The 24413-nt window shown below is 69.7% G+C and carries 19 protein-coding genes; 9 read left to right on the top strand and 10 right to left on the bottom strand.

Annotated features, from left to right (window positions below; translation table 11 throughout):
- Window positions 1-2892, bottom strand: coding sequence for an excinuclease ABC subunit UvrA (gene uvrA, locus ACE3QP_RS08130; RefSeq protein ID WP_374435048.1), 2892 nt, complete (start codon window positions 2890-2892; stop codon window positions 1-3).
- A gap of 178 nt (window positions 2893-3070) precedes the next feature.
- Here uvrA and ACE3QP_RS08125 point away from each other — a divergent pair, with 178 nt between their 5' ends.
- Genes ACE3QP_RS08125 through ACE3QP_RS08110 form a run of 4 tightly spaced genes read left to right on the top strand, consistent with a single transcriptional unit; the run spans window position 3071 to window position 9380 of the window.
- Window positions 3071-5053, top strand: coding sequence for a putative bifunctional diguanylate cyclase/phosphodiesterase (locus tag ACE3QP_RS08125; RefSeq protein WP_374435047.1), 1983 nt, complete (start codon window positions 3071-3073; stop codon window positions 5051-5053).
- 53 nt (window positions 5054-5106) lie between these two features.
- The gene (locus ACE3QP_RS08120; protein WP_374435045.1) at window positions 5107-6654 is read left to right on the top strand and encodes an MFS transporter; all 1548 of its coding nucleotides are present in this window, start codon (window positions 5107-5109) and stop codon (window positions 6652-6654) included.
- 15 nt (window positions 6655-6669) lie between these two features.
- A complete protein-coding gene (locus ACE3QP_RS08115; RefSeq protein ID WP_374435043.1) occupies window positions 6670-7602 on the top strand; it encodes a M48 family metallopeptidase in 933 nt (310 codons plus the stop codon).
- Window positions 7602-9380 (top strand): ABC transporter substrate-binding protein, encoded by a 1779-nt coding sequence (locus ACE3QP_RS08110; RefSeq protein WP_374435041.1) that lies wholly within the window; start codon window positions 7602-7604, stop codon window positions 9378-9380. The genes ACE3QP_RS08115 and ACE3QP_RS08110 overlap by 1 nt, the downstream gene beginning before the upstream one ends.
- Here the strand turns inward: ACE3QP_RS08110 and ACE3QP_RS08105 are convergent, their stop codons facing one another.
- From ACE3QP_RS08105 to ACE3QP_RS08075, 7 genes are all read right to left on the bottom strand, one after another.
- Window positions 9381-10034 (bottom strand): MBL fold metallo-hydrolase, encoded by a 654-nt coding sequence (locus tag ACE3QP_RS08105; RefSeq protein WP_374435039.1) that lies wholly within the window; start codon window positions 10032-10034, stop codon window positions 9381-9383. It lies immediately after the preceding gene.
- A gap of 72 nt (window positions 10035-10106) precedes the next feature.
- Window positions 10107-11045 carry a DUF1152 domain-containing protein gene (locus ACE3QP_RS08100; protein ID WP_374435038.1) on the bottom strand — a complete coding sequence of 313 codons (939 nt, stop codon included), beginning with the start codon at window positions 11043-11045 and terminating at the stop codon, window positions 10107-10109.
- A gap of 72 nt (window positions 11046-11117) precedes the next feature.
- The gene (locus ACE3QP_RS08095) at window positions 11118-12023 is read right to left on the bottom strand and encodes an ADP-ribosylglycohydrolase family protein (protein WP_374435086.1); all 906 of its coding nucleotides are present in this window, start codon (window positions 12021-12023) and stop codon (window positions 11118-11120) included.
- Window positions 12024-12060: 37 nt separating this feature from the next.
- Window positions 12061-12678, bottom strand: a complete 618-nt coding sequence (locus ACE3QP_RS08090; protein ID WP_374435036.1) for an HAD family hydrolase — start codon at window positions 12676-12678, stop codon at window positions 12061-12063.
- Window positions 12675-13223 carry an RNA 2'-phosphotransferase gene (locus ACE3QP_RS08085; protein WP_374435034.1) on the bottom strand — a complete coding sequence of 183 codons (549 nt, stop codon included), beginning with the start codon at window positions 13221-13223 and terminating at the stop codon, window positions 12675-12677. Before ACE3QP_RS08085 ends, ACE3QP_RS08090 begins: the two co-directional genes overlap by 4 nt.
- 36 nt (window positions 13224-13259) lie before the next feature.
- Window positions 13260-14177, bottom strand: a complete 918-nt coding sequence (locus tag ACE3QP_RS08080) for a sugar kinase (RefSeq protein ID WP_374435033.1) — start codon at window positions 14175-14177, stop codon at window positions 13260-13262.
- Complete coding sequence (locus ACE3QP_RS08075) at window positions 14161-15207, bottom strand: SPFH domain-containing protein (RefSeq protein ID WP_374435032.1); 1047 nt, start codon at window positions 15205-15207, stop codon at window positions 14161-14163. The genes ACE3QP_RS08080 and ACE3QP_RS08075 overlap by 17 nt, the downstream gene beginning before the upstream one ends.
- 86 nt (window positions 15208-15293) lie before the next feature.
- Here ACE3QP_RS08075 and ACE3QP_RS08070 point away from each other — a divergent pair, with 86 nt between their 5' ends.
- The 3 genes from ACE3QP_RS08070 (at window position 15294) to ACE3QP_RS08060 (ending at window position 17702) form a co-directional block, all read left to right on the top strand.
- Window positions 15294-16019 (top strand): NUDIX domain-containing protein, encoded by a 726-nt coding sequence (locus ACE3QP_RS08070; protein WP_374435030.1) that lies wholly within the window; start codon window positions 15294-15296, stop codon window positions 16017-16019.
- A gap of 119 nt (window positions 16020-16138) precedes the next feature.
- Entirely contained in the window at window positions 16139-17257 is a 1119-nt protein-coding gene (locus tag ACE3QP_RS08065) for an HD-GYP domain-containing protein (RefSeq protein WP_374435029.1), read from the top strand.
- A 130-nt stretch (window positions 17258-17387) separates the two neighbouring features.
- Window positions 17388-17702, top strand: a complete 315-nt coding sequence (locus tag ACE3QP_RS08060; protein ID WP_374435027.1) for an energy transducer TonB — start codon at window positions 17388-17390, stop codon at window positions 17700-17702.
- Window positions 17703-17761: 59 nt separating this feature from the next.
- On the opposite strand, the gene ACE3QP_RS08055 is transcribed toward ACE3QP_RS08060, so the two are convergent.
- Window positions 17762-18667 (bottom strand): alpha/beta hydrolase, encoded by a 906-nt coding sequence (locus tag ACE3QP_RS08055; RefSeq protein WP_374435025.1) that lies wholly within the window; start codon window positions 18665-18667, stop codon window positions 17762-17764.
- A gap of 138 nt (window positions 18668-18805) precedes the next feature.
- On the opposite strand from ACE3QP_RS08055, the gene ACE3QP_RS08050 reads away from it, so the two are divergent.
- Complete coding sequence (locus tag ACE3QP_RS08050) at window positions 18806-20662, top strand: glycoside hydrolase family 13 protein (RefSeq protein ID WP_374435024.1); 1857 nt, start codon at window positions 18806-18808, stop codon at window positions 20660-20662.
- Here ACE3QP_RS08050 and ACE3QP_RS08045 read toward each other — a convergent pair.
- Complete coding sequence (locus tag ACE3QP_RS08045) at window positions 20654-21913, bottom strand: putative Na+/H+ antiporter (protein WP_374435022.1); 1260 nt, start codon at window positions 21911-21913, stop codon at window positions 20654-20656. The genes ACE3QP_RS08050 and ACE3QP_RS08045 overlap by 9 nt on opposite strands.
- Before the next feature lie 186 nt (window positions 21914-22099).
- On the opposite strand from ACE3QP_RS08045, the gene ACE3QP_RS08040 reads away from it, so the two are divergent.
- Window positions 22100-24373: a diguanylate cyclase domain-containing protein gene (locus ACE3QP_RS08040; protein ID WP_374435020.1), complete on the top strand. Its 2274-nt coding sequence runs from the start codon at window positions 22100-22102 to the stop codon at window positions 24371-24373.
- The last annotated feature ends 40 nt before the right edge of the window (window positions 24374-24413 follow it).

Here is a 24413-nt window from a genome sequence, read left to right as displayed (position 1 = left end):
TCACCGCCGCCGCAACAAGGGCGCCAGGTACCGCCCCGTGTGGCTCTCCGCATGCGCCGCCACATCCTCCGGCGTGCCGCACACCAGCATGCGCCCGCCGCCGGCGCCGCCCTCGGGGCCCATGTCGATGATCCAGTCGGCGGTCTTGATGACGTCGAGGTTGTGCTCGATGACGACGATGGTGTTGCCGGCGTCGCGCAGCTGGTGCAGCACCTTGAGCAGCAGCTCGATGTCGGCGAAGTGCAGGCCGGTGGTGGGCTCGTCCAGGATGTAGAGGGTGCGGCCGGTGTCGCGCTTGCTCAGCTCCAGCGCCAGCTTGACGCGCTGGGCCTCGCCGCCGGAGAGGGTGGTGGCGCTCTGGCCCAGCTTCACATAGCCCAGGCCCACGTCCATCAGGGTCTGCAGCTTGCGCGCCAGGGCGGGCACGGCGTTGAAGTGGGCCAGGGCAGCTTCCACCGTCAGGCCCAGCACGTCGGCGATGGAGAGGCCCTTGTAGAGCACCTCCAGGGTCTCGCGGTTGTAGCGGCGGCCGTGGCAGGTGTCGCAGGGCACGTACACGTCGGGCAGGAAGTGCATCTCCACCTTCAGTACGCCGTCGCCCTGGCAGCTTTCGCAGCGGCCGCCGGCCACGTTGAAGCTGAAGCGGCCGGCGCCGTAGCCGCGTTCGCGCGCGGTGGGCACTTCGGCAAACAGCTCGCGCATGGGCGTGAACAGGCCGGTGTAGGTGGCAGGGTTGCTGCGCGGGGTGCGGCCGATCGGGCTCTGGTCGACGTTGATGACCTTGTCGAACAGCTCCATGCCCTCCAGCAGGTCGAAGGGCGCGGGCTCGGTGTGGGCGCCGTAGAGCTTCTTGGCCACGGCGGCGTAGAGCGTGTCGTTCACCAGCGTGCTCTTGCCGGAGCCGCTCACCCCCGTCACGCAGGTCAGCAATCCGACCGGGAACTCGGCGGTGACGCCGCGCAGGTTGTTGCCGCGGGCGTTGTTGATGACGAGCTTGTCGGGGCCGAAGGGGCGGCGCTGCTTGGGCACCTCGATGCGGCGCACGCCGCTGAGGTACTGGCCGGTGATGGAGGCCGGATTGGCGGCCACCTCTTCGGGCTTGCCTTGGGCCAGCACCTGGCCGCCGTGGATGCCGGCGCCGGGGCCAAGATCCAGCACATGGTCGGCGGCGCGGATGGCGTCCTCGTCGTGCTCGACCACGATCACGGTGTTGCCGAGGTCGCGCAGGCGGCGCAGGGTGGCGATCAGGCGGTCGTTGTCACGCTGGTGCAGGCCGATGCTGGGTTCATCCAGCACGTACATCACGCCGGTCAGGCCGCTGCCGATCTGCGAGGCCAGGCGGATGCGCTGGGCCTCGCCGCCGCTCAGGGTCTCGGCGCTGCGCTCCAGGTTCAGGTAGCTCAGGCCGACGTCGTTGAGGAAGCGCAGGCGCGCATGGATCTCGCGCAGCACCTTGGCGCCGATCTCGGCCTTGGCGCCCTTCAGGTGCAGGCTTTCCACATAGGCCTGGGCGTCGGCCAGGGTCATGCGCTCGATCTCGTAGATGGCGCGGCCCTTGTCCGCGGGGCGGTCGGCGCTGTGCAGGTGCACATGGCGGGCCTCGCGGCGCAGGCGCGTGCCCTCGCAGTCCGGGCAGGCCTGGGCGCACTGGTAGCGCGCCAGGTCTTCGCGCACGGCGGCGCTGTCGGTCTCCTTGTAGCGGCGCTGCAGGTTGGTGAGGATGCCTTCGAAGGGGTGGCTGCGCTTGACGGTGCGCTTGCGGCCGCTGGCCGATTCGCTCACATAGGCGAACTCGATCTCTTCCTCGCCCGAACCGTGCAGCAGCACCTGCTGGTGCTCGGGCTTCAGGTCCTCGAACGGGGTTTCGATGGCGAAGCCGTAATGCTGGGCCACGCCTTCGAGCAGGCCGAAGGTGTAGGGGTTGCGGCGGTCCCAGCCCTTCACCGCACCGCTGGCCAAGCTGAGCGAAGGGAAGGCCACCACGCGGCTGGCGTCAAAGCCCAGCACCTGGCCCAGGCCCTCGCAGCTGGGGCAGGCGCCCGCGGGCGAGTTGAAGCTGAACAGGCGCGGCTCCAGTTCGGCCAGCGCGTAGCTGCACACCGGGCAAGCGAACTTGCTGCTGAACAGGTGCTCCTGGCCGGATGCCATGTCCAGCACCAGGGCGCGGCCTTCAGAGAGGCGCAGCGCCGTCTCGAAGCTTTCGGCCAGGCGTTGGCGCAGGCTGGTGGCGGCATCGGGGCCGAGCTTGACGCGGTCCACCACCACGTCGATGTCGTGCTTCTCGGTCTTCTTCAGCGCCGGGATGTCGGGCGCCTCCACCGTCACGCCGTCCACGCGGAAGCGCACAAAGCCCTGCGCCTGCAGCGCGGTGAACACGTCAGTGAACTCGCCCTTCTTTTCGCGCGCCAGGGGGCTCAGCAGCATCAGCTTGCTGCCTTCCGGCAGGGCCAGCACGGCGTCCACCATCTGGCTGACGGACTGGGCTTCGAGCGGCAGGCCGTGGTCGGGGCAGAAGGGCGTGCCGGCGCGGGCGAACAGCAGGCGCAGGTGGTCGTGGATCTCGGTGACGGTGCCGACCGTCGAGCGCGGGTTGTGGCTGGTGGCCTTCTGCTCGATGGCGATGGCGGGCGACAGGCCCTCGATCACATCGACCTCGGGCTTGTCCATCAGCTGCAGGAACTGGCGCGCATAGGCCGAGAGCGATTCGACGTAGCGGCGCTGGCCCTCGGCGTAGAGCGTGTCGAAGGCCAGGCTGGACTTGCCCGAGCCCGACAGCCCGGTGATCACCACCAGGCTGTGCTTGGGCAGGTCCACATCGATGGCCTTGAGGTTGTGGGTGCGCGCGCCGCGCACGCGGATCCAAGCCGCTTCACCTGCTGTTGCGCCTGACATTGCGGGGGTCTCCAGGGGAACCGGTCATCATAGGTGGGCGGGCTCTGGCCGGCCTGCCAGGGCGCTGGGCGCGCGGTGTGGGCGGAATGGCACTCAGGTCATTCCCTGAGGGTGGACCCGAGCCTGAGGGCCGGCGGGCATGGCGCAGAATGGTTGAAGTTCCCTTCGCCACCCCTTGATGCTCACGCGTTTCAAGCTTTCGCTGCGCCAGTTGATCCTGCTCGCCGTCGTGGTGGGCATCGCAGCGCCCGCCTTGATCGTGCTGGCGCTGTCCGACGCCTTCATGCGCCGCAGCGTCGAACCCATCCTGGAAGGCCAGCGCGCGGCGGTGCTGAACCTGGCCTCGACCTCGCTGGTGGACCCGCTCTGGGTGCTGGACACCCAGGCCACCCAGCGCGCCATCGAGCAGCTGCTGGCCGATGTCAGCGTCTGCGCCGTGAGCCTGGTGGAAGACCGCCCGGGTGCGAAGGAACTCAAGCAGAGCAAATGTGACACCAGCTGGCCGACCGTGGAAATGGCCGCGGCGGTGCGCCGTGAGGGCGTGGTGCTGGGCACGCTCACCGTGTCCTTCGACGACGGCGCCACCGAGCGCCTGGTCAAGGAGCGCCAGACGCAGATCGCCGCCATCGTCGGCCTGCAGGTGGTGCTGGGCGGCATCATCATCCTGATGGTGCTGTACTGGCGCCTGGTGCGCCCCATCGATGTGCTGAAACGCCAGGCCAGCGCCATCGCCGCGCGCGAGCCGCACCCGGTGATGGACTGGCACCGCGGCGACGAGCTGGGCGAGCTGGGCGAGCACCTGAACCACACCGGCGAGCAGATCGACGGTCTGCTGGCCGACATGGAGGCCAAGAACACCCAGCTGCGCCAGATGGCCATGTACGACCACCTGACGCAGCTGCCCAACCGCACGCTGTTCCGCGAGGTCTTCACGCACGAGGCCTCGTTCGCGCGCCGCAACGGCCAGCAGCTGGCCCTGCTGTTCGTCGATCTGGACCGCTTCAAGAACATCAACGACACCCTGGGCCATGCCGCGGGTGACCGCCTGCTGCTCACCGTGAGCGAGCGCCTGCGCGCCGCGGTGCGCGGCTCGGATCTGGTGTGCCGCATCAGCGGCGACGAATTCCTGCTGCTGCTGCGCGAGGCCGCCTCGGTGGAAACCGTGCAGCTGATCGTGCAGCGCATGCTGGGCTCGCTTTCCGAAGGCTTCGAGCTGGCCAGCGGCCAGCAGGCCACGGTGTCGGCCAGCGTGGGCGTGGCCATGTTCCCGCAGGACGGCGAGAACTTCGACGAGCTGGTGCGCCATGCCGACATGGCCATGTACCAGGCCAAGCAGGCCGGTCGCGCGCGCTACAGCTTCTACCAGCCGGACATGGACGCCGCCCTGGCCGCCCGGCTGGAAATGGAGCGCGAGCTGGCCGAGGCCATTCGCAGCGGCCAGCTGGTGCTGCACTACCAGCCCATCCTGGACGCGCGCAGCGGCAACATCAGCTCGGTCGAGGCCCTGGTGCGCTGGCAGCACCCGGTACGTGGCCTGCTCTACCCCGGCACTTTCATCCCCGTGGCCGAGGACAGCGGCCAGATCCGCGAGATCGGCGCCTGGACGCTGGAGGCCGCCTGCCAGCAGCTGGCGCGCTGGAAGACCATGGGGCGCCACCCGGGCTCGATCGCCGTCAACCTCTCGGCCAGCCATTTCCGCGATGCCCGCCTGATCGACCAGCTCAGCGAGCTGATCCGCGCCTACGGCGTGGGCAAGGGCGAGCTCACCATCGAGCTGACCGAGAGCACGGTGATGAGCGATTCGGAAACCTCCATGCAGACCATCCAGGCGCTGCGCGGCCTGGGCCTGTCGCTGGCGGTGGACGACTTCGGCACCGGCTACTCCTCGCTCGCCTACCTGAAGCTGCTGCGCCCGCAGAAGCTCAAGGTGGACCGCAGCTTCGTGCGCGACCTGCCCGACGACCCCGACGACTGCGTGCTGGTGCGCGCGGTGCTGGGCCTGGCCGAGGCGCTGGATATCGAGGTGGTGGCCGAAGGCGTCGAGACCGAGGCCCAGCGCGACTTCCTGCTCGCCGCCAACTGCACCCAGCAGCAGGGCTATCTGTTTGCCCGGCCGATGCCGGCCGAAGAGCTCAGCGGCCGTTTGCGCACCTGGCCCTAAGCCTTTGAGCGGCAGCGACCGCACAATCGCGCGCTGCGTTTTCTGAGCCTCCCGTGCCCCTGACCTCCACCCTGGCCCGCTGGCACCGGCTGGCCGTCATCCTGCTGCTCGGCTTCGCCTCCGGTCTGCCGCTGGCGCTCAGCGGCCAGACCCTGCAGGCCTGGATGACGCAGTCGGGCCTGAGCCTGGCCACCATCGGCTTCCTGACCCTGGTGGGTCTGCCCTACACCTTCAAGTTCCTGTGGGCGCCGCTGATCGACCGCTTCGACCTGCCGCTGTTTGGCCGCCGGCGCGGCTGGATTGCGCTCAGCCAGGCCCTGCTGGCGCTGGCGCTGTGGGCGCTCTCGCAGCTGGATCCGGCGCAGCAGCTCGGTGCCTTCGCGGCGCTGGCGATCCTGGTGGCCTTTCTGTCGGCCAGCCAGGACGTCGCCTTCGACGCCTACCGCGCCGACCTGCTGCCGCCCGCCGAACGCGCCCTGGGGGCCAGCCTGAACACCCTGGGCTACCGATTGGCCATGATCGTCAGCGGCGGCCTGGCCTTCATCTGGGTGGACCCGGCCGCCGGCGGGGGCCTGAGCTGGCCGCAGGTGTACTGCCTGTTCGCCGCACTGATGGGCGGCGCCGCGTTGCTGACCCTGCTGGCCAGCCCCCGCTTGGCCCAGGCCCTGCGACCCGAGACGGATGCCCGCCGCGACCTGCTCGGCTTCGGGGCCGTGCTGGCCGCGGTGGGCTTCGGCGTGGGCGTCACCCAGCAAGGCGTGGCGCCGCTGCTCAATCTCTGGCTGGCGCCCGCCACGGCGATGGGCGGCAAGTGGCTGGACCTGCTGGTGCTGCTCGTCGGCCTGAGCCTGGTGGTGCCCATGGCGGCGTGGACGGCCCGCCGCGCCCGCTTCGACACCTTGCTGGGTGGCCTGCGCGACTACCTGGCCCAGCCGGGTGCGGCGGCCATGCTGGTGCTGATCGTGCTCTACAAGCTCGGCGACGCCTTCTCGGTCAGCCTGCTCACGCCCTTCCTGCTGACAGGCGTGGGATTCAGCACCGCCGAGGTCGGCGTGGCCAACAAGATCTTCGGCCTGTGGCTCAGCATCGGCGGTGCGCTGGCCGGCGGCGTGCTGATGCTGCGCCTGGGCCTGTTCCGCGCCCTGCTGCTGTTTGCGCTGCTGCAGGGCCTGAGCAACCTGGGCTACTGGTGGCTGGCTGGTGCGGGCCAGGGCCAGCTGGGGGCGCTGCAGGTGCCGGCGTTTGATTGGCTGATCGTCAAGCTGGCCACGCCCACCACGCTGGACGGCGGGCTGCTGATGGTCATCGCCATCGACAACCTGTGCGGCGGCATGGGCACGGCGGCGTTCATCGCCTTCATGATGAGCCTGTGCCAGCAGCGCTACTCGGCCACGCAGTTCGCGCTGCTCTCGGCGCTCAGCGCTGTGGGGCGCGTGTGGGTGGGGCCGCTGGCCGGCGTGCTGGCCGAAAGCCTGGGCTGGCCGGCCTTCTTCCTGGTCAGCCTGCTGTTCGCCGCCCCCGGCATCCTCTTGCTTTGGGCGCTGCGACCCCAAATTGAGCGCCTCGAACAACCCGCCGGCCCGCTGGCGGCCGACGACTGACGAAGAATTGCGCCCATGGAACACCTCCACCTTGAACATGCCCCGCGCTACGGCTTCGGCCGCTGCGATTGCTGCGCCAGCACGCCCCAGGGCGGGCGGCGCCTCTTCACCAGCCTGGCGGGCGTTGGCGCCGCCGTGGCGGCTCTGCCGGCCTGGGCGCGCGAAGGCGTGCAGGTGGGCGAACGCAGCAAGTTCACCAAGCTGGCGCCGGCCGAGCAGATCGAGGAAGCCGCCAGCCTGCAGTACCGCCAGATGGTCAGCGAGGCGGCGCAGAAGCGCGCCCTGCTGCCGCAGGACCATGCGCAGGTGCAGCGCCTGCGCTACATCGGTGCACGCATGCTGCCCTTCACCGAGGAATGGAACCCCCGTGCCAAGCAGTGGAAGTGGGAGGTCAACATCATCGGCAGTCGGGACCTCAATGCCTTCTGCATGCCGGCCGGCAAGATCGCCTTCTATTACGGCATCCTGGCCCAGCTGCAGCTCAGTGACGACGAGGTCGCCGCCATCATGGGCCACGAGGTGGCGCACGCGCTGCGCGAGCATGCGCGCGAACGCATGGGCAAGACCGCTGCCACCCGCCTGGGCGCCGGCGTGGTCTCCAGCCTGCTCGGCCTGGGCAATCTGGGCGACGCCGCCTTGAGCATGGGCGCCCAGCTGCTGACCCTGAAGTTCAGCCGCGAAGACGAGACCGAAGCCGACTTGGTGGGCATGGAACTGGCCGCCCGCGCCGGCTATGACCCGATGGCCGGCGTCAGCCTGTGGGAAAAGATGGGCCAGGCCGCCAAGGGTGCGCCGCCGCAGTGGCTCAGCACCCACCCCTCGGGCAAGACGCGCATCCAGGACATCCGCGCCGCCACGCCCCAGGTGGCCGGCCTGTTCGCCCGCGCGCCCAAGCCGGAGCGCCGCTTCCCGCCCCCCGCGCCGCTGCCACCGGCCACCAGCCGCTGATGCAGCGCCGCCGCTGGCTGCAGGGCTTCAGTGCGCTGCCGGCGGCCGGCCTGGGGGCGGCCCCGGCCGCGTCAGGCAAGCGCCTGCGCGTGGTGGTGGACGTGGTCGAAACCGGCTTCGACCCGCCGCGCGTGTCCGACCGAACTTCGGTGACGGTCAACGCACACATCTTCGAAAGCCCGCTCACCTACGACTACCTGGCCCGCCCGGCCCAGCTGCGCCCGCAGACGGCCGCCGCCCTGCCTGAGGTCAGCAGCGACTTCCGCCGCTTCGTCTTCACTCTGCAGCCGGGCCTCTTCTTTGCGGACGATGAAGCCTTCGGCGGCCAACCGCGCGAGCTGGTGGCGGCCGACTACGTCTACAGCATCAAGCGCTACTACGACCCGCAGATCCCCAGCGAGCACCTGCACCTGTTCGAAAGCGCCGGCATCCTGGGCCTGAAGGAGCTGCGCGAAGCCGCGCGCAAGGCCGGCCGCGCGCTGGACTACGACCGCCCCGTGGAAGGCCTGCGCGCGCTCGACCGCTACCGCTTCGAGGTGCGCCTGAAGGAGCCCGCGCCGCGCTTTGCCTACCTGTTCGCCGTGCCCGGCCTCACCGGCGCGCTGGCGCGCGAGGTGGTGGAACGCTATGGCGACGAGCTGCCCGCCCACCCCGTGGGCACCGGCCCGTTCCGGCTCAAGCAGTGGCGGCGCGGTTCGATGATCCTGCTGGAGCGCAACCCGCGCTTTCGCGAGCAGCGCTTCGACAGCGAAGCGCCGCCCGACGACCCGCAGGCCCAGGCCCTTGCCGCACGTCTGCGCGGCCGGCGCCTGCCGCTGGTGGACGAGGTCGAGGTCAGCGTGGTGCAGGAGGAGCAGCCGCGCTGGCTGGCCTTCCACGGCGGTGAACTGGACGTGCTGGAGCTGCCGCAGGGCCTGGCCCCGGCCGCCCTGCCGGGCGGGCGCCTGGCGCCCTATCTGGCGCAGCGCGGCATCCAGGCGCGCCGCACGCTCGATGCCTCGGTGCGCCAGACCTTCTTCAATTGCAGTGACGCCGACATCGGCGGCCTGACTCCCGAGCGCGTGGCCCTGCGCCGCGCCATCTGCCTGGCCTACGACAACCGCCTGGAGCTGGACCGCGTGTTCAAGAACCAGGGCCTGGCGGCGCAATCCCTGGTGGTGCCCGGCGTCTACGGCTACGACCCCGCCCTGCGCAGCGAGGCCGGCAGCGGCGACATTGCGCGCGCCCGCGCCCTGCTGGATGTGTACGGCTACCGCGATGTGGACGGCGACGGCTTTCGCGAGCACCCCGACGGCCGCCGCCTGACCCTGCGCATGGCCGGCCTGGCGGGCGACAGCCGCCAGCGCGTCATCAACGAGCTCTGGCTCAAGCAGATGAGGGCCTTGGGCCTGCGCATCGAGTTCGAGCTGGGCCAGTTCGGCGAACTGATCAAGAATTCGCTCAACGGCCGGCTGATGATGTGGAGCTTCGCCTGGAGCACCAGCCTGCCCGATGCCGACTTTTTCCTGGCCCTGGGCTATGGGCCCAACGCCGGCCAGGCCAACGACGCCCGCTTCGCGCTGCCCGCCTTCGACCGCCTGTACGAGCGCCAGCGCCAGCTGCCCGACGGCCCCGAACGCCTGGCCGACATCCACCAGGCCCAGCGCCTGATGCTGGCCTACGCCCCCTACCTGGCGCACAGCCACGCGCTGCGCACCGACCTGACGCAGGCCCGCGTGTTCGGCCACCAGCGCCACCCCTTCACGCGGGATTGGTGGCGCTACACCGGTCTGGACTGATCAGCCGCGCCGCACCGCCGCGTCGCTGACGAAGGGATTGCTGCGCCGCTCGGCACCGAAGCTGCTCTCCGGCCCATGGCCGGGAATGAACACCGTCTCGTCCCCCAGCGGCCACAGGCGCTGGGTGATGGAGGCGATCAGCTGCTCGAAATTGCCGCCCGGGAAATCGGTGCGGCCGATCGAGCCGGCGAACAGCACGTCACCCACAAAGGCGCGCTGGGCGCTGGGGCTGTAGAACACCACATGGCCGGGCGTGTGGCCGGGGCAGTGGCGCACCTGCACGGTTTCCTGGCCCAGCTGCACCGTGTCGCCATCCTGCAGCCAGCGCGTCGGCGTGAAGTGTTCGGCGGGCGGGAAGCCGAACATCTGGCTCTGCTGCGGCAGGCCGTCGATCCAGAACTGATCGCCCGGGTGCGGGCCAATGATGGGCAGGCCCTGCTCGCGCGCCAGCTGGCCGGTGGCACCGGCGTGGTCGATGTGGGCATGGGTCTGCCAGATCGCCTTCAACGTCAACCCGCGCGCCTTGACGGCGGCCAGCAGGCGCGGGATCTCGCCGCCCGGGTCGATCAGGGCGGCCTCGTTCGTCTGGTCGCACCAGACCAGGGAGCAGTTCTGTTGGAAGTCGGTGACGGGCAGGGTTTGGTAGCGGAGCATGGTGGGGACTGCGAGCGGAGGCGTTGACAGGGCCGGAGTTTCGGGCCTGCCCGGCACCCGCAGGCGCGGGCATCAGGCCAGGGGAATCGCCTTGGGCAAACGCCGGCTGTTCAGGATGCGGTAGCGCTGGAACACATCGGCCACCTCGCGCATGCTGGTGCTGCGTTCGATCTCGTCGGCAAAGCGGATGCGCGTGGCCACGCCTTCGAGCTGGAAGTACCAGTACAGGCCCATCAACGGGTTGACGAACTGCACGCTCCCCTGAGTGCGCGCGCTGAAGTGGATGTCGCCGAACTCGCCCTGCATGGCACTGGCGATGGAGTTCGTGACGATGCTGCGGTGCAGGGCCATGCGCTGGTTCAGGTGCTCCACCAGCTCCACAAAGGCGCGGCCCTCCGGCAGGGCCGGGGTCAGCGCCTGCGCGCCCAGGTACTGGTCGCCCTTGATCAGGTCGGCGATGTTCTCCAGGCAGGCGTGATGGTTGAGCTGGTGCTCGACGCCGAAGCCGATGGCGGCCAGGTAGCGCCTGGGCACCGGCAGGCGAGCGGCCGCGACGATCGAACAGGCGTCCTCGACGATGGTGCCGACCTTGGCCTCGTCGCCAAACATCAGGCTGTCGGTGCCACCGTCCACCAGCACCAGGGTGTCGACCTGGTGGCGTTCCAGCAGGTGCGCATAGGCCGCACGCAGCGGCTGCACGCCCAGCTGGTTGGAAAGCGCATAGACGCTCGGCGCCTCGCCCCGTTCACGCAGCCACTCCAGGACGTAGCGCTCCGGAAAGTAAGGCAGCTCCGCCGCGGTGTCGGTGACCCGGTAGGTGCCCGGGAACACCTCCTCGCAGTCGGCGAAAGGCAGGGCCGTGAAGGAAAGATTGGCCAGCACGACCTGCTTGCCCAGGCTGCGGAAGTACAGGTAGAGCGGAATGCCGCTGACCACGTCGAAGCCGCCGCCGGCACCGGCGATGAGGATGGTTTGGGCTTCGGAGCAGGCTTGGAAGAAGGGGGTTTGCATATGAGGTCGTGATGTTGATGTAGTCGTGACGAGGCGGCCGCCTTGGGTGCGGCTTTGCCAACACGGCGACCCTCATTGCTGCTGACGTACGCGCCAGAGTGCCTCCGCCAGGCCTGCGATCTCTTGTGCCTGGAACAGGCGTTCCAGCCAGTGGGCGGGAATGCCGCCATGCCCCCAGGTGGCGCCGGCCAGCTGCCCGGTGATGGCTGCGGTGGTGTCCGCGTCGTCGCCCAGATTGGCGGCTGCCAGCACGGCCTCCTGGAAGCACTCGTGGCGCTGGTAGCACCACAGTGCCGCTTCAAGGCTGTTGACGACGTAACCATTCCCGACGATCTCGTCGCGCTGCTTGTTGCGATAGCTACCCTCTGCCAAGCGCTGAATCGAAGGGCTCTGCAGCTGCAGCGAACCGAGGTCGAGCACTTCCTGGCGGGGGCGACCCTGCAGGGCGCGGCTCAGAGCAACAGCGAACAGCCGGCAGGCATCCAGACACTCGGCGGCTCCGTGGGTCGTCTGGGAGCTGAGCGCCGCCATGTCCTGCACCACCGCCTCATCTCCTGCATAGCGCATCGCAACCGGCGCCAGGCGCATCAGGGAGCCGTTGCCAGCGCATTGCGGATCCGTCGGCCCGGCCAGAGGTTCGCCTGTCGTCAGGAAGTGGTGAAGTGCGCCCCTCGTGGTGATGCCGATGTCGAAGCAGGTTCCGGTGGAGCTCCAGTACCCCCACTCGTACCAATTTGCGTAGCGGGCCATCTGATCCCGCACATCCATGCCTTCCTTGGCAAGCAGGCTTTCGGCCAGGCACAGGGCCATGGAGGTGTCGTCGGTCCATTTGCCGGCGAGCAGGGCAAACGGTCCGCCTCCAACCATGTCCGTGACGGGCGTAAAGCTGCCCCTGGGCATGAACTCCACCGTGGTACCCACGGCGTCGCCGCAGGCCAGCCCGAGAAGCGCGCCGCGGTAGCGATCCCGTTCAGCCATGGCGGCAGCGGACTGCATGGGTTCTTGATGCATCGCTTCAGTCAAATTGCTCATGTCCTTCCTCCAACCACCAGGCGGCAAAGGCGGCCAGGTCCTCATGGTGCGAATGGGCGAGCGAGAGCTCCGGCCCGGTGTTGGGTGAGCCCCGCTTTTGGCGGTGGATCAGTGCCGCATGAATGTGCGTCGGCAAACCGCGCAGATAGGGCAGATAGTCATCCACGAAGGCCACGGGCATCAAGCGCTCCAGCGCCGCTGCTTTCGGGCTGCGTGCACCGTCGCCGTGGCTGGTAGCGATCACGCGCGCGATCGGGAAGCCCAGCTGTTGGAGATTGCGCAGTCGGGCCGGTTCGAAGCGCGGATGGATGGCTGAAACGCAGACCAGTTCAAAGCCGGCCGCGTCGAGCTGCTGGCAGGCGCTGAGCGCGCCGGCCACGGCAGGCAAGTTGCTCCAGAAGCTCTCGTCAAAGGCGGCGCGCAGCCGGTCCAGGGCTTCGCCATCCAGGTGCTTGACGCCCCATCGGTCCATCGCCCAGTAGGCCGATGGGTCGCGTTCTTCGGGGCGGGCGCCGAAGGCGTGCTGCCACGCCAGGGCATAGGCCTGGTTGTAGTCCAGCAGCACGCCGTCTGCATCAAGCGCGATGCAGCGGCTCTTCACGTCAGTACTTTCAGGAAGCGGGGCGGCACCCTGTCGGTCAACCAGACGCCGTTCTCCGAACGGAAGAAGCAGTGGCCGTGAGCGTGCATCGACTCAGCGTCGACCTCCAGCATCACCAACTGCCCGTAGCGCCGGCCCACTGCACCCGCCACGCCCAGATCGGTGCTGAGGTGAACATGGTGGCGGGCGCCCTTGTTGAGGCCGGAACTCAGAATTGAATCCAGGAAGCGGCTCGCGGTGCCGTGAAACAGCCGGGCTGGCGGTACCTGCGGAACCAGGCCCAGTTCAATTTCCACCGAGTGGCCTTGGTTGGCGCGGATGCGCAGGCCGTCCGCGCTGATCGCAAAGCGCTGCTTGTCGCTGTTGTCCACGATCTGCTGCAGCAGCTCGCGCGTTAGCGCGTGCCCAGCGGTGTTGGCCCGCTCCTGGAGGCTGTCGATGCCAACCCAGCCGGCCTCGTCGAGGTGCAGGCCAATGAGTTGGGGCTGGTGACGGAGCACCAGGCTGAGGAACTTGCTCAGGCTTGTCAGGGTGTTCTTGCTCATCTTGTTTGAATTCTTGTGAGGTTGGGGCGTGCCGGGCTACTGCACCAGGCTCCCCCGCTGCGGCGAGATGCCGATCGTCGCCTCCACCCCGGCCGTGAAGCGAAGGAAGTCGGTTTCCATACCGTCGGAAAAGATCACGCCCTGCTCGGGCATGCGCGAGCGCAGGCGCAGGGGCTGCTGGGCGCTGACATGGCCGTGCACCAGGCCCACGGCCGAGCTGCGGCTGGGGAAGGGCTCGCGCACGGCGAAGGTCAGGCGCTCGGCATCCCAGGGTTCGGGGGCATAGGCCAAGGGCATATCGCTCAAGCCTGCCGAGCCGGTCAGCATGCTGCGCAGCCAGCCCGTGCTGCCCAGCCCGGTGGCGACGATCACGCCCGAGGAGGACTGCGCCTCGCGCCGGCCGCCCCATTCGATCTCGTACAGCGCCGAGCTGTGCGTGCGCGGGCCGATGAAGAGTTCGTTGACGGCGCGCAGACGCTGGCCGTCCGAAAGCACGGCCTCGGCCAGGGTGACGGACTGCAGCGGTCGGCGCTCGGCGGCCACCTCGGGCAGCAGGCGGGGCAGGTCGGCAGGCTCGAAGGGCAGCAGCACACCGTCCCAGCGCGTCGGCTCCGGGTTCAGGCCGACGAGGGGCTGGCCGTTCAGGTACTTCAGCACATTGGCCACCAGGCCGTCCTGGCCGAGCGTCAGCACGATGTCGTCGGCGCCGAAGACGAAGTTCGGCAGCAGGCTGCGCACCAGCGTCTGGCTGCGGCCCCAGCGCTGCAGCGCGGCGCTGCAGATGGCCAGGCTGTGGCTGTAGGCCTGGTGCTCGCGCAGGTAGTCCTCGAAGTCCGCGCCCAGGTGCTCGACGTAGAAGCGCGCCTGGCCCAGCGTGTGGTGCTGCTGCACCAGCGCCTCCAGCCGGGTGCGGCGCGTGACCAGCACCAGGCGGCGCTCAGTGCCGCTCGCCATGGCTCTTGCTCGCCGGCGCGGTGCCGCCCAGCAGGCCTTGCAGCAGCTCGGGCGAGACATTGAGCTGGCCGATGCGCTCGGCTTTCTCGGCCAGGCCGCCGAAGGCCTGGGCGATCAGCTGGCCGGGCTGCATGCCCATGGCGGCCACGGCCTGCACGAGCTTCGGGTCGGCCTTCTCCAGCGCCTGCATGACGGCGGCCACGCGGTAGGCCTCGGCCTCGGCCAGGGTGCGGCTGTTCTGCGCCTGGCCCTGCACCAGCTCCTGGCGGTGGGCCTCCAGCGCCACGTCCGCGTCCATCTGCTCGGCGCGCAGCTCGTTCTCCTTGCGCATCTGCAGGGCCTTGGCTTCCAGCTGGGCCTCGCGGATCTGGCGGCGCTTGTTCTCCACGGCGATGTCGGTGTCCAGCTCGTTCTGGCGGATGGCGCGCTCGCTCTGCACCGCGGACATGCGGCGCAGGTAGATGGCCTCGTCGGCGGCCCGGAGGTTCTGCTCGCGCGCCTCGGCCTCCAGCGCGCGGGCAATGTCCGGGGTGGGCTTCACGGCCAGGATGGCCACGCCCAGGATCTCCAGGCCCAGGGCCTGGATCTCCGCCTGCTGGGCCAGCTCCTGCTGCACGCGGCGGGCGATGGGCGCGGCGCTGCACAGCGCCTGCTTCAGCGCCAGGGCCTGCACAGCCTGCTGCACGATCACCTCGGCCTGCATCAGCACCCGGTCGCCCAGGCGCTGCGGGTCTTCGGACGCATGGCCTGTGCCGTCGGCCGTGAGCGAGAAGTCCATCAGGCGGCAGGCCTGGGCCGGCTGGGCGATGCGGTAGCTGATCTGGCCCTGCACGGTGACGGACTGGAAGTCCGCCGTCACCAGCTCCAGCATGAAGGGGCGGTCCTGGCTGCCCACGGGCACGGCTACCAGGGTGCTGGTGGGCGCGTAATAGAAGAAGGACTGGCCTGCCCCCTCGCGCACCAGGCGGCCGGCGCGGAACTGCATCAGGTGAACGGTGGGTTGTGCGCGGATGAATCGAATGCCCAGCATGTCGGGTTCCTTATTAGTTGTTCTGTACAACCTTTAATAAGTTGCACAATACAACCCAGCTCTTCAAGCATCAAGCCTTCGATCCCATGGTCAGCAAACCCCGCATGGAGTTCCCGCGCCCTTTCACCACGGTGGATGTGGTGATCTTTTCGGTCATCGACGAGCAGCTGCAGGTGCTGCTGGTGCAGCGGCCGAAGGGGGGTGAGGAGCCGTTCCCGGGCCGCTGGGCCTTGCCCGGCGGTTTTGTGAACGTGGCGCTGGACGCCGACCTGGAGGCCTGCGCGCGCCGCAAGCTGCGCGAGAAGACCGGCGTGGAAAGCCCCTATCTGGAGCAGCTGGGCAGCTGGGGCGGCGCGGCGCGCGACCCGCGCGGCTGGTCGGCCACGCATGTGTACTTCGCGCTGATTGCCGGCGCGCAGCTGACGCTGACCAAGGGCGCCAACGCGGCCGATGTGGCCTGGTTCGAGGTCGATGCCCTGCTGGCCAAACCCCGGTTGGCCTTTGATCACGCCGAAATCCTGCGTGCCGCCGTGGAGCGGCTGCGCGCCAAGGTGGAGTACACCTCGCTGCCCGCCTTCCTGCTGGCCGAGCCCTTCACCTTGCCGCAGCTGCAGCGGGTCTACGAGACCGTGCTCGGCCGCCCGGTGGACAAGAGCGGCTTTCGCACCCGCATGCTGGCCGCGCAGTTTCTGGACGAAGCCGGCCCGGTGGAGGGCGACTCGCGCCGGCCGGCGATGGGCTACCGCCTGCGCGACCGCGCGGCGGCTGTGGTGTTCCCGCGCACCTTCAGCCCGCGCGGTGGGGCGGATTAGCCACGCCTTCTTGCGCAGGGATGTGAGCGATTTGACGGGTGCGGGCCTGCCGCATGGGGCCTTCCCGCTGGCCGCCGGGACGGACTGAGGCCAGACTGTCGCCAGACTCGCGCGCCCCCATGCAAACCAGACCCCTTTCCGTCGTCCAGCACCGCATCAAGCCCGGTGTGCCCCTGCCCTTCAGCATCCTGGGGCCGGATGGTCAATTGCTTTTGGCCAAGGGGCAGCTGATCCACAACGAGGCGCAGCTGGAGGCGATGCTGGAGCGCCAGGCCCTGGTCGACATGAGCGAGGTGGAGGCCGGCCGGGTGGACCCGCGCAGCTGCGACCGCAAGGCCCTGCCTGGCCTGTGGGGCCAGACCCTGGACCAGATCAACCGAATGCTGCGCGCCAGCGTGCACCACGACTTCCTGGGGGCGCTGGACGAGGTGATGCAGCCCCTGCTCGGGCTGGTGGAGCGCGATGCCGATCTGGCGCTCTTCCAGGTGCTGCGCCAGGAGGGCATGCCCGAAGGCCATTACGGTGTGCAGCATGGCGTGCACGCCGGCATCGTGACCCTGCTGGCAGCGCGCCGCCTGGGTGCCTCGGAGGAGGAGGCCCGCCGCGCCCTGCGCGCCGCGCTGACGATGAACCTCTCGGTGCTAGAGCTGCAGGGGCGCCTGGCTGCCCAGGTGTTTCCGCTGCACCCGCGCCAGAAATTGATCATGCGCGAGCACCCGGCGCGCAGCCGCGAGCTGCTGCGCGAATACGGGGTGCAGGACGAAGACTGGCTGCGTGCCGTGCACGAACACCATGAGGTGCTGGGCGGTGGGGGCTACCCGAAGGCCCTGACCCAGCCCAGTGAGCTGGCCCTGCTGCTGGGCTGCGCGGATGTCTACACCGCCAAGCTCAGCACCCGCGCCGGGCGCAGCCCGGTGCCGGCGGACCGTGCGGCGCGCGACTTCTTCGTCAGCCGCAAGACGCTGCCGGCCGCCTCCGCCATCGTCAAGGAATTTGGCGTGTTCCCGCCCGGCACCCTGGTGCGCCTGGCCAATGGGGAGAGCGGGGTGGTGGTGCGGCGCGCCCAGCCCGCGCCCGTCGTGGTGGCCCTGGTGAACAAGCAGGGCGAGCCGATGATGACGCCGACCCGGCGCGACGCCGCCAAGCCGGACCTGGCGATTGCCGCGGTGCTGGACCCCAGCCAGATGAAAGTACGCCTGCCGCCCGAGAAGCTGATGCTGATTGCCGCGTTGACGTGAACAACTTGTCACAAGCAGCGGACTTCGGTTTGGAGGCTCCCCCCTAAATCAGGGGGTAACCCGCACAATCGCGGCCTTCGATCGGAGCCCTGCCCGGTCTTGCCGTCAAAACATCTGAATGGAGTTGTCCGTGTTTCTTCGCGCCCTGCTGGTTCTGAGCCTGTCCCTGTCCGCCACCCTGGCCGTCGCGTCGCCCAAGGTGCTGAAGAAGGTGCCGCCGGAGTTCCCGGCCGAGGCCGCGCGCAAGAACGTCAATGCCGGTTCGGTGCGTGCCAAGCTGACGATTGCCAACGACGGCAAGGTGGCCGAGGTCGAGATCGTCGAGGCCGAGCCCAAGCGCGTGTTCGACCGTGCCGCCATCGAAGCCCTGAAGGAGTGGCGCTTCGAGCCGGCCGGCGACAAGCAGACCCACGAAGTGAAGCTGGTGTTCCGCAACGAGGAATAAGCCGCCGCAAGTCCCCAGGCCCCCCCCCAGAACGCCCGCCGCCCGCGGGCGTTTTGCTTTCAGCGCCCGAGCAGGAAGCGCAGGGGCTCGGCCAACCGGGCCGACCAGGCGGTTTCGTTGTGCCCCGTGCCGGGGTACACGCGGCTCACGAAGCCCGGCGCCCGGAAGCCCTTGGCTGCCATCAGTGCGTCCACGCGCGCCTGCGCGTCGTCGTACTTGGCGTCCAGCTCCTGGTCGCCACGGGCCATCCACAGCTTCACGCGCGCGGGTGCGGGCAGCTTCTGGTCCAGATAGGCCAGCGCCGCCGCCGGCACCTCGGGGTTGCGCTCGAAGTGCCCGATCCAGTGCGTGGACAGGCAGGCCGCGCCGCCGAACACCTCGGGGTATTCGCACAGGCCGTAGCAGCTGATCAGGCCGCCCATGCTGGATCCCATCAGGAAGCTGGCGTGGCGGCCGGGGTCGGTGGCGTAGCGCGCGTCCACTGCGGGCTTCAGGGTCTCGACGAGGAAGCGCAGGTAGGCGTCCGAACGCGGCCGCCCTTGCAGGCGTTCGGCCACCAGCTGCTCGCGCAGCGGGGCCGGCAGGTGTGGCAGAAAGCCCTGCGGGAAATACTCGGCATGGCGCGCCGCGCCGGCGTTCCAGATGCCCACGACGATGAAGTCGCGCAGCGCGCCGCTGGCGATCAGCGGGGCGGCCACGGCATCCACCTGCCAGGCCTGCTGGTTCCAGGTGCCCCGGGGGTCGAACAGCATCTGGCCGTCGTGCATGTAGAGCACGGCGTGGGGGCGGTCGGCGCGGTAGCCGGGCGGCAGCCACACGTCCACCGGGCGCGCCTCAATCGCGGGCCAGTTCGGCAGCTCCAGGCGCTCAACGCGGCCGGGGCGTGCGCTGGGTCCGGCGGTGGCGCCGCTACGCGCGCCGGCCAACCAGGCGGCTGCGCCGATCAGGGCCTGACGACGCATCATTGCAATCTTCATCGTGGCCGCAAGCCTGCCGCAAAAGTAGCAAAACTACAAGTCGTGCAAGTGCGAACTTTGGGCACTTGATGTAATTGCAATTCACAGGCTACCGTGCTTAGGTATTCAAATTACATGCCGCATGACATGAACAAGCTCGCCGCCGTGACCCTGGGCCTACTCGGTGCCGCCGCCCTGGCGCAGCCGCGCATCGAGCCGCCGCACTGGTGGGTGGGCATGGCGCAGCCCCAACTGCAGCTGCTGGTGGAGGCGCCGGGCATCGGCGCGCGTCAGGCCCGCCTGCAGGCGTCCGGCACGTCGGGTGTGCGGCTCAAGGCGGTGCACCGCCTGCCCAGCCCGGACCACCTGGTGCTGGACCTGGAGCTGGGCGCCCAGGCGCGCCCGGGCTGGCTGGAACTGCACTTCGAGGGCGGGGCCAGCGCCCCGCTGGTTCAGCGCTACGAGCTGCGCGCGCGCGCAGCGGGTTCGGCCCAGCGCCAGGGCTTCGGCCCGCGGGATGCGATCTACCTGCTGGTGCCCGACCGCTTCGCTCAGGGCCAGCCGGACAAGACCCTGCCAGCGCACATCGCCGAGCGCACCGGCAAGCGCAGCAACCCGGGCGACCGCCACGGCGGCGACCTGGCCGGCATGCGCCAGGCCCTGCCCTACATCGCCGGCCTGGGCTTCACGCAGGTCTGGCCCACGCCCCTGGTGGAAAACAACGGCGCGGCGTACAGCTACCACGGCTATGCGGCGAGCGACTTCTACGCCATCGACCCGCGCTTCGGCTCCAACACCGATTACCGTGATTTCGTGGCCGAGGCGCGCCGCCACGGCGTGGGCGTGATCCAGGACATCGTGCTCAACCACATCGGCGCCAGCCACCGTTGGATGCACAAGCTGCCCAGCCCGGACTGGGTCAACCAGTGGCCGCAGTACACCGAGACGCACCACGCCCGCATGAGCCTGCAGGACCCCTATGCGGCGCCGTCGGACCAAGCGCGCTTCGCCAGCGGCTGGTTCACCCAGAACATGCCGGACCTGAACCAGCGCAACCCCTTCGTTGCCACCTACCTGACGCAGATGTCGATCTGGTGGGTCGAGGAAATGGGGCTCTCGGGCATCCGCACCGACACCTACTCCTACTCGGACCGCGACTTCCTGGCCCGCTGGTCGGCCCGGTTGATGGCCGAGTACCCGAAGCTCAACATCGTGGGCGAGGAATGGAGCCCGCACCCGGCCGTGGTGGCGTACTGGCAGCGCGGCAAGCAGAACCACGACGGCTACCGCTCCAGCACGCCCAGCATGATGGACTTCCCGCTGCACGGCGCGCTGCTGGCCAGCCTGAATGAGGCCGACAGCCACGACAGCGGCTTCACCAAGCTCTACGAGGCGCTGGCGCACGACTTCGTCTACCCCGCCCCCGAGCAGCTGGTGCTGTTCGAGGGCAACCACGACACGCCGCGCCTCTACTCGCTGCTGAAGGAAGACGCCGTGGCCATGCGCATGGCGCTGGCCTTCATGGCCGCCACGCGGCGCATCCCGCAGTTCTTCTACGGCGACGAGATCCTCTTCACCAGCCCCGCGCAGCGCGACGACGGCCGCGTACGCGCCCCCATGCCCGGCGGCTGGGCGGGTGATGCCGTGAACGCCTTCACCGGCCAGGGCCTGAGCGAGCCCCAGCGCGCGATGCAGGACTTCGTGCGCAGGCTCTTCAACTGGCGCAAGGGCGAGGCGCTGGTGCACGCGGGCAAGCTGATGCAATACGCCCCCGAGCATGGGCATTACGTGCTGTTCCGCTACCAGCCCGGCGAGTCGCGCCGCCTGATGCTGGTGTTGAACAAGAACCGCGAACCGAGCCGCCTGGAGTTGCGCCGCTTCCCCGAGATGACGGCCGGTGTGCGCCAAGTGCGCGACCTGCTGGGCGGCCCCGCGCCCGCGCTGCAGGACGGTGTGCTGAGCCTGCCGGCGCGCGGCGCCTACCTGCTGGAGCTCTCAGAGTAGGCGGAAGGCCAGCATCGCCACCAGGGTGGGCGGCAGCGCGCCGATCAGCAGCCCCAGCGGCGAGATCGCGCCGTCCTCGAACTGGCCGCGCAGGATGGCCACACCGGCCGGGTTGGGCGCGTTGGCGATCACCGTCAGGCCGCCACCCGTCACCGCGCCGGCCACCAGGGCCACCTTGAAGTCGTCGCTCAGGCCTTCCACCAGCGAGCCGAGGTAGGTCAGCGCCGCGTTGTCGGTGATGGCGGTGAGCGCGGTGGCGCCGAAGAACACGGCGTTCGCGTCCATCTGCATCAGCAGGGGCTGCAGCCACCACTGCTGCTGCCCGCCCAGCACCACCAGGCCGCCCAGGAAGAAGGCCACCAGCAGGGCCTCGCGCAGGATCAGCGGGCTCTGGTGGCGCTGGTAGGCGGTGGCGAAGCCCAGGAAGAACAGGAACAGGCCGAGGAACACCGCCGGATGGTGGGCAAACACCACCACGCCGACGAGGAACAGCAGGTGCACGGCCACCACCGCCAGCGGCACCGGCGCCTCGGTGGCTTCGGGCTGGGCGGCCAGGCGCGCCAGCTCCTTGCGGAACAGCAGCATCGCGCCGGCGGCATTCACCAGCACCGCGATGGCCGCCTTCCAGCCGAAGGTGCTGACCATGAAGACCAGGTCCCAGTTCCACTTGCCCGCCACCATCAGCACCGGCGGCGCGGCAAAGGGCGTGAGCGTGCCGCCGATCGAGATGTTGACGAACAGCACGCCCAGCGTCGCGTACTTCAGGCGCGCGGAGACGGCGCGGCTGAACAGGGTGTCGCGCAGCATCAGCGCGGCCAGCGTCATGGCGGCGGGCTCGGTGATGAAGCTGCCCAGCAGCGGCACGAAGGCCAGCAGCAGGAAGTACAGCGCCATGCCGCGCGGCAAGGGCATGAAGCGCGCCAGCGTCTGCACCGCCGCGCCGGAGGCCTGGATGATGGGCCGCGTGCCCGCCACCACCATGATGGCGAAGACGAACAGCGGCTCGGTGAAGTTGCGCGAATCGAGGTAGGCGGTGGCCTGCGGCTTGCCCAGCAGGGCGAACATGCACACCATCAACACCATGGCCCAGAAGCCGAACACCACCTCGACCTCGCCGAGCAGATGCCACAGCCCGGCGTGGCGCGGCTGGGTGTGGGCCAGGCGCTCGAAGAACTTGGTGGAGAAGGTGTGCACCAGGGCCAGCGCGAACAGCGCGGCGGCAAGGATCTGGATCGTGGTGGGCGTGGGCATGGGCTGGACAGGTGAGAGCCCGCGCGGCGGCCCGACCTGCGCGAAAAACCTGCTGCGAACGCGTGGCTCCCAGCACCCGGGCGCGAGTGTAGGCGGGGCCCCCCCCTGTGGGGGAGCCGCGACGACGGCCGCGGCGCGCGGCCGCGCTGTGTGACAGTGATGACCCCCTTGCTGCACCGGCCCCGCATGCCTGTCTCCAACCAGCGTTCCGCCCTTGCCCTGCGCCTCGGGCTGCCCGGCCTGGGCCTGCTGCTGCTGGCCGGCCTGTGGGGTGCGCTGGCGGCCTTTCTGCATTTCGACAGCCAGCGCAGTGAGGAGGAGCTGCGCCAGCGCGTGCTGGGCGCGGCCAGTGGCTACCACGCCTTCGTGAAAAGCAACCTCGGGCAACTGGACCTGCTGCTGCGCGCGCTGGCCCAGCAGGTGCAGCAGCATGGCCGGCCCGAGCTCGACTGGTTCGGCCAGCCTGGGGCGCGCCCGGCCGGGCTCAAGCATGTGTATGTCACCGATGCACAGGGCAAGATCGTCGCCTCCGACATCCCCCATCTGTCCGAGGCCGCGAGCACGGCGGTCGACCGGCCCTACTTCCAGCAGCACCGCATGGGCCAGGTGCGCGGCCTGTTCGTGGGCCCGCCCACGCAGAGCCGCGTCAGCGGCGAATGGCGCCTGCACCTGAGCCGCGCCTGGACCGGTCCGGACGGCGGCTTCGGCGGGGTCGTCGTCGCTTCCATCGACCCCGCCTACCTGACCAGCGCCTACTCGCGCAGCCAGCTCGGCCACAGCGGCCTGCTCGGCGTGGTGGGCCTGGACTGGCTGGTGCGCGCACGCCGCTCGGGCGACCAGCTGCTGTTCGGCGAATCCATCCGCAACGGTCAGCTCTACCGCGAAGTGCAGCGCGCCCCCGAGGGCCGCTTCGAGGCCCGCAGCCCGCTGGACCAGCTGGAGCGCCAGGTGGCCTACCGCCTGCTGCCGGAGTTCGAGGTGGTGAGCTACGCGGCGCTCGGCAAGGACGAATTCCTGGCGCCGCTGCATGCCCGCCAGCGCCGGCTGCTGGGCATCGGTGCCGTGGCCAGCCTGGCGTTGCTGGCCGCCTTCTGGGCGCTGAGCGGCGTGAGCCGGCGCCTGGAGCGCAGCCGCTTGGCAGCGGCGCGCGCCCGCACGCTCTTCCAGACCAGCGCCGACGCCCAGCTCGACGCGCTGCTGATCTTCGAGCCCCAGCGCGATGCCCAGGGCCGCCTGGTGAACCTGCGCTGCGTGCATGCCAACCGGGCGGCCTGCGAGTGGCTGACGCCAGGCCAGGCCAGCCCCGAGGGCCGCAGCCTGCTGGAGGCGCTGCCGCGCGAGCTCGCCGCCCCGCTCTTCACGCAATGCTGCGCGGTCATCGAGACCGGCCAGCCCTTGGTGGCGGACCTGGACCTCTCGCCCCTGCTCGGTCGCCGGCTCATCGCCAGCCAGCACATCGTCGCCGTGGGCGAGGGCGCGGCCCTGAGCCTGCGCGACATCACCAAGCTGCGCGAGAAGGAGTCCGAGGCGCTCTACAACGCACGCGTGGCCCAGCGCAGCGAGCGCTTGCTGGCGGCCCTGACCGATGCGGTGCCGGTGATGCTGGTGCACCTGAACCGCGAGCTGCGCGTCACCTTTGCCAACGACGCCTGCGCGCGCTGGCTGGGCCCGGCCTGGGACATGGCCGAGGGCAAGACCCTGCACGAGCTGCTGCCGCCCGAGATCTACGCCGCCCGCCTGCCGCATCTGCAGCGCGCGTTGCGCGGCGAGACGGTGGAGTTCGTCTCCGAGCGCCAGACCGAGCTCGGTGACCGCATCTTCAAGAACAGCTATGTGCCCGACCTCGACCCGCACGGCCGCTGCGAGGGCGTCTACACCGTCAGCGCCGATGTCACCGAGCTCAAGCAGACCGAGGAGCGGCTGGCCGAACTGGCCTTCACCGACACCCTGACCGGCCTGCGCAACCGCCGCTTCGTGGCCGACCGCCTGCCGCAGATGCTTTCGCGCGCGCGCCGCACTGGCCTGGGTGTGGGGGTGATCTACCTGAACATCGACCGCTTCAAGCGCGTCAACGACGAGCAGGGCCATGCCGTGGGCGACGCCGTGCTGCAGGAATTCGCCCGCCGCCTGCGCGCCGCCACGCGCCTGCACGACGTGGCGGCGCGCTTTGCTGGCGATGAATTCGTGGTGCTGCTGGAAGACCTGCGCCAGCCCGAGGACATGGTGGCCGTGGCCCAGAAGTTCCTGGCCGCGCTGCGCCCGAACTTCGAGCTGGCCGAGGGCCTGCGCCTGCACGTTTCCGCCAGCCTGGGCCTGGCCTTCAGCGCCAGCGCCGACACCCCGCCCGAGGCCCTGCTGCGCGAGGCCGACGCCGCGCTCTACGAGGCCAAGGCGCGCGGGCGTGACACCTATGTGCTGGGTGCCGGCGGCGCCAAGGTCATCCCCCTGGCGCGAGGCTGATTAGGGCCTGTTCACACCACGCGGTGGCTTCGCGTGGTGT

Origin of the sequence: Inhella sp. (assembly GCF_041912635.1) — a bacterium.
Lineage (GTDB): Bacteria > Pseudomonadota > Gammaproteobacteria > Burkholderiales > Burkholderiaceae_C > Inhella.
Note: the sequence above shows the minus strand (reverse complement) of the source record. Positions and strands in the feature narration are given on the sequence as shown.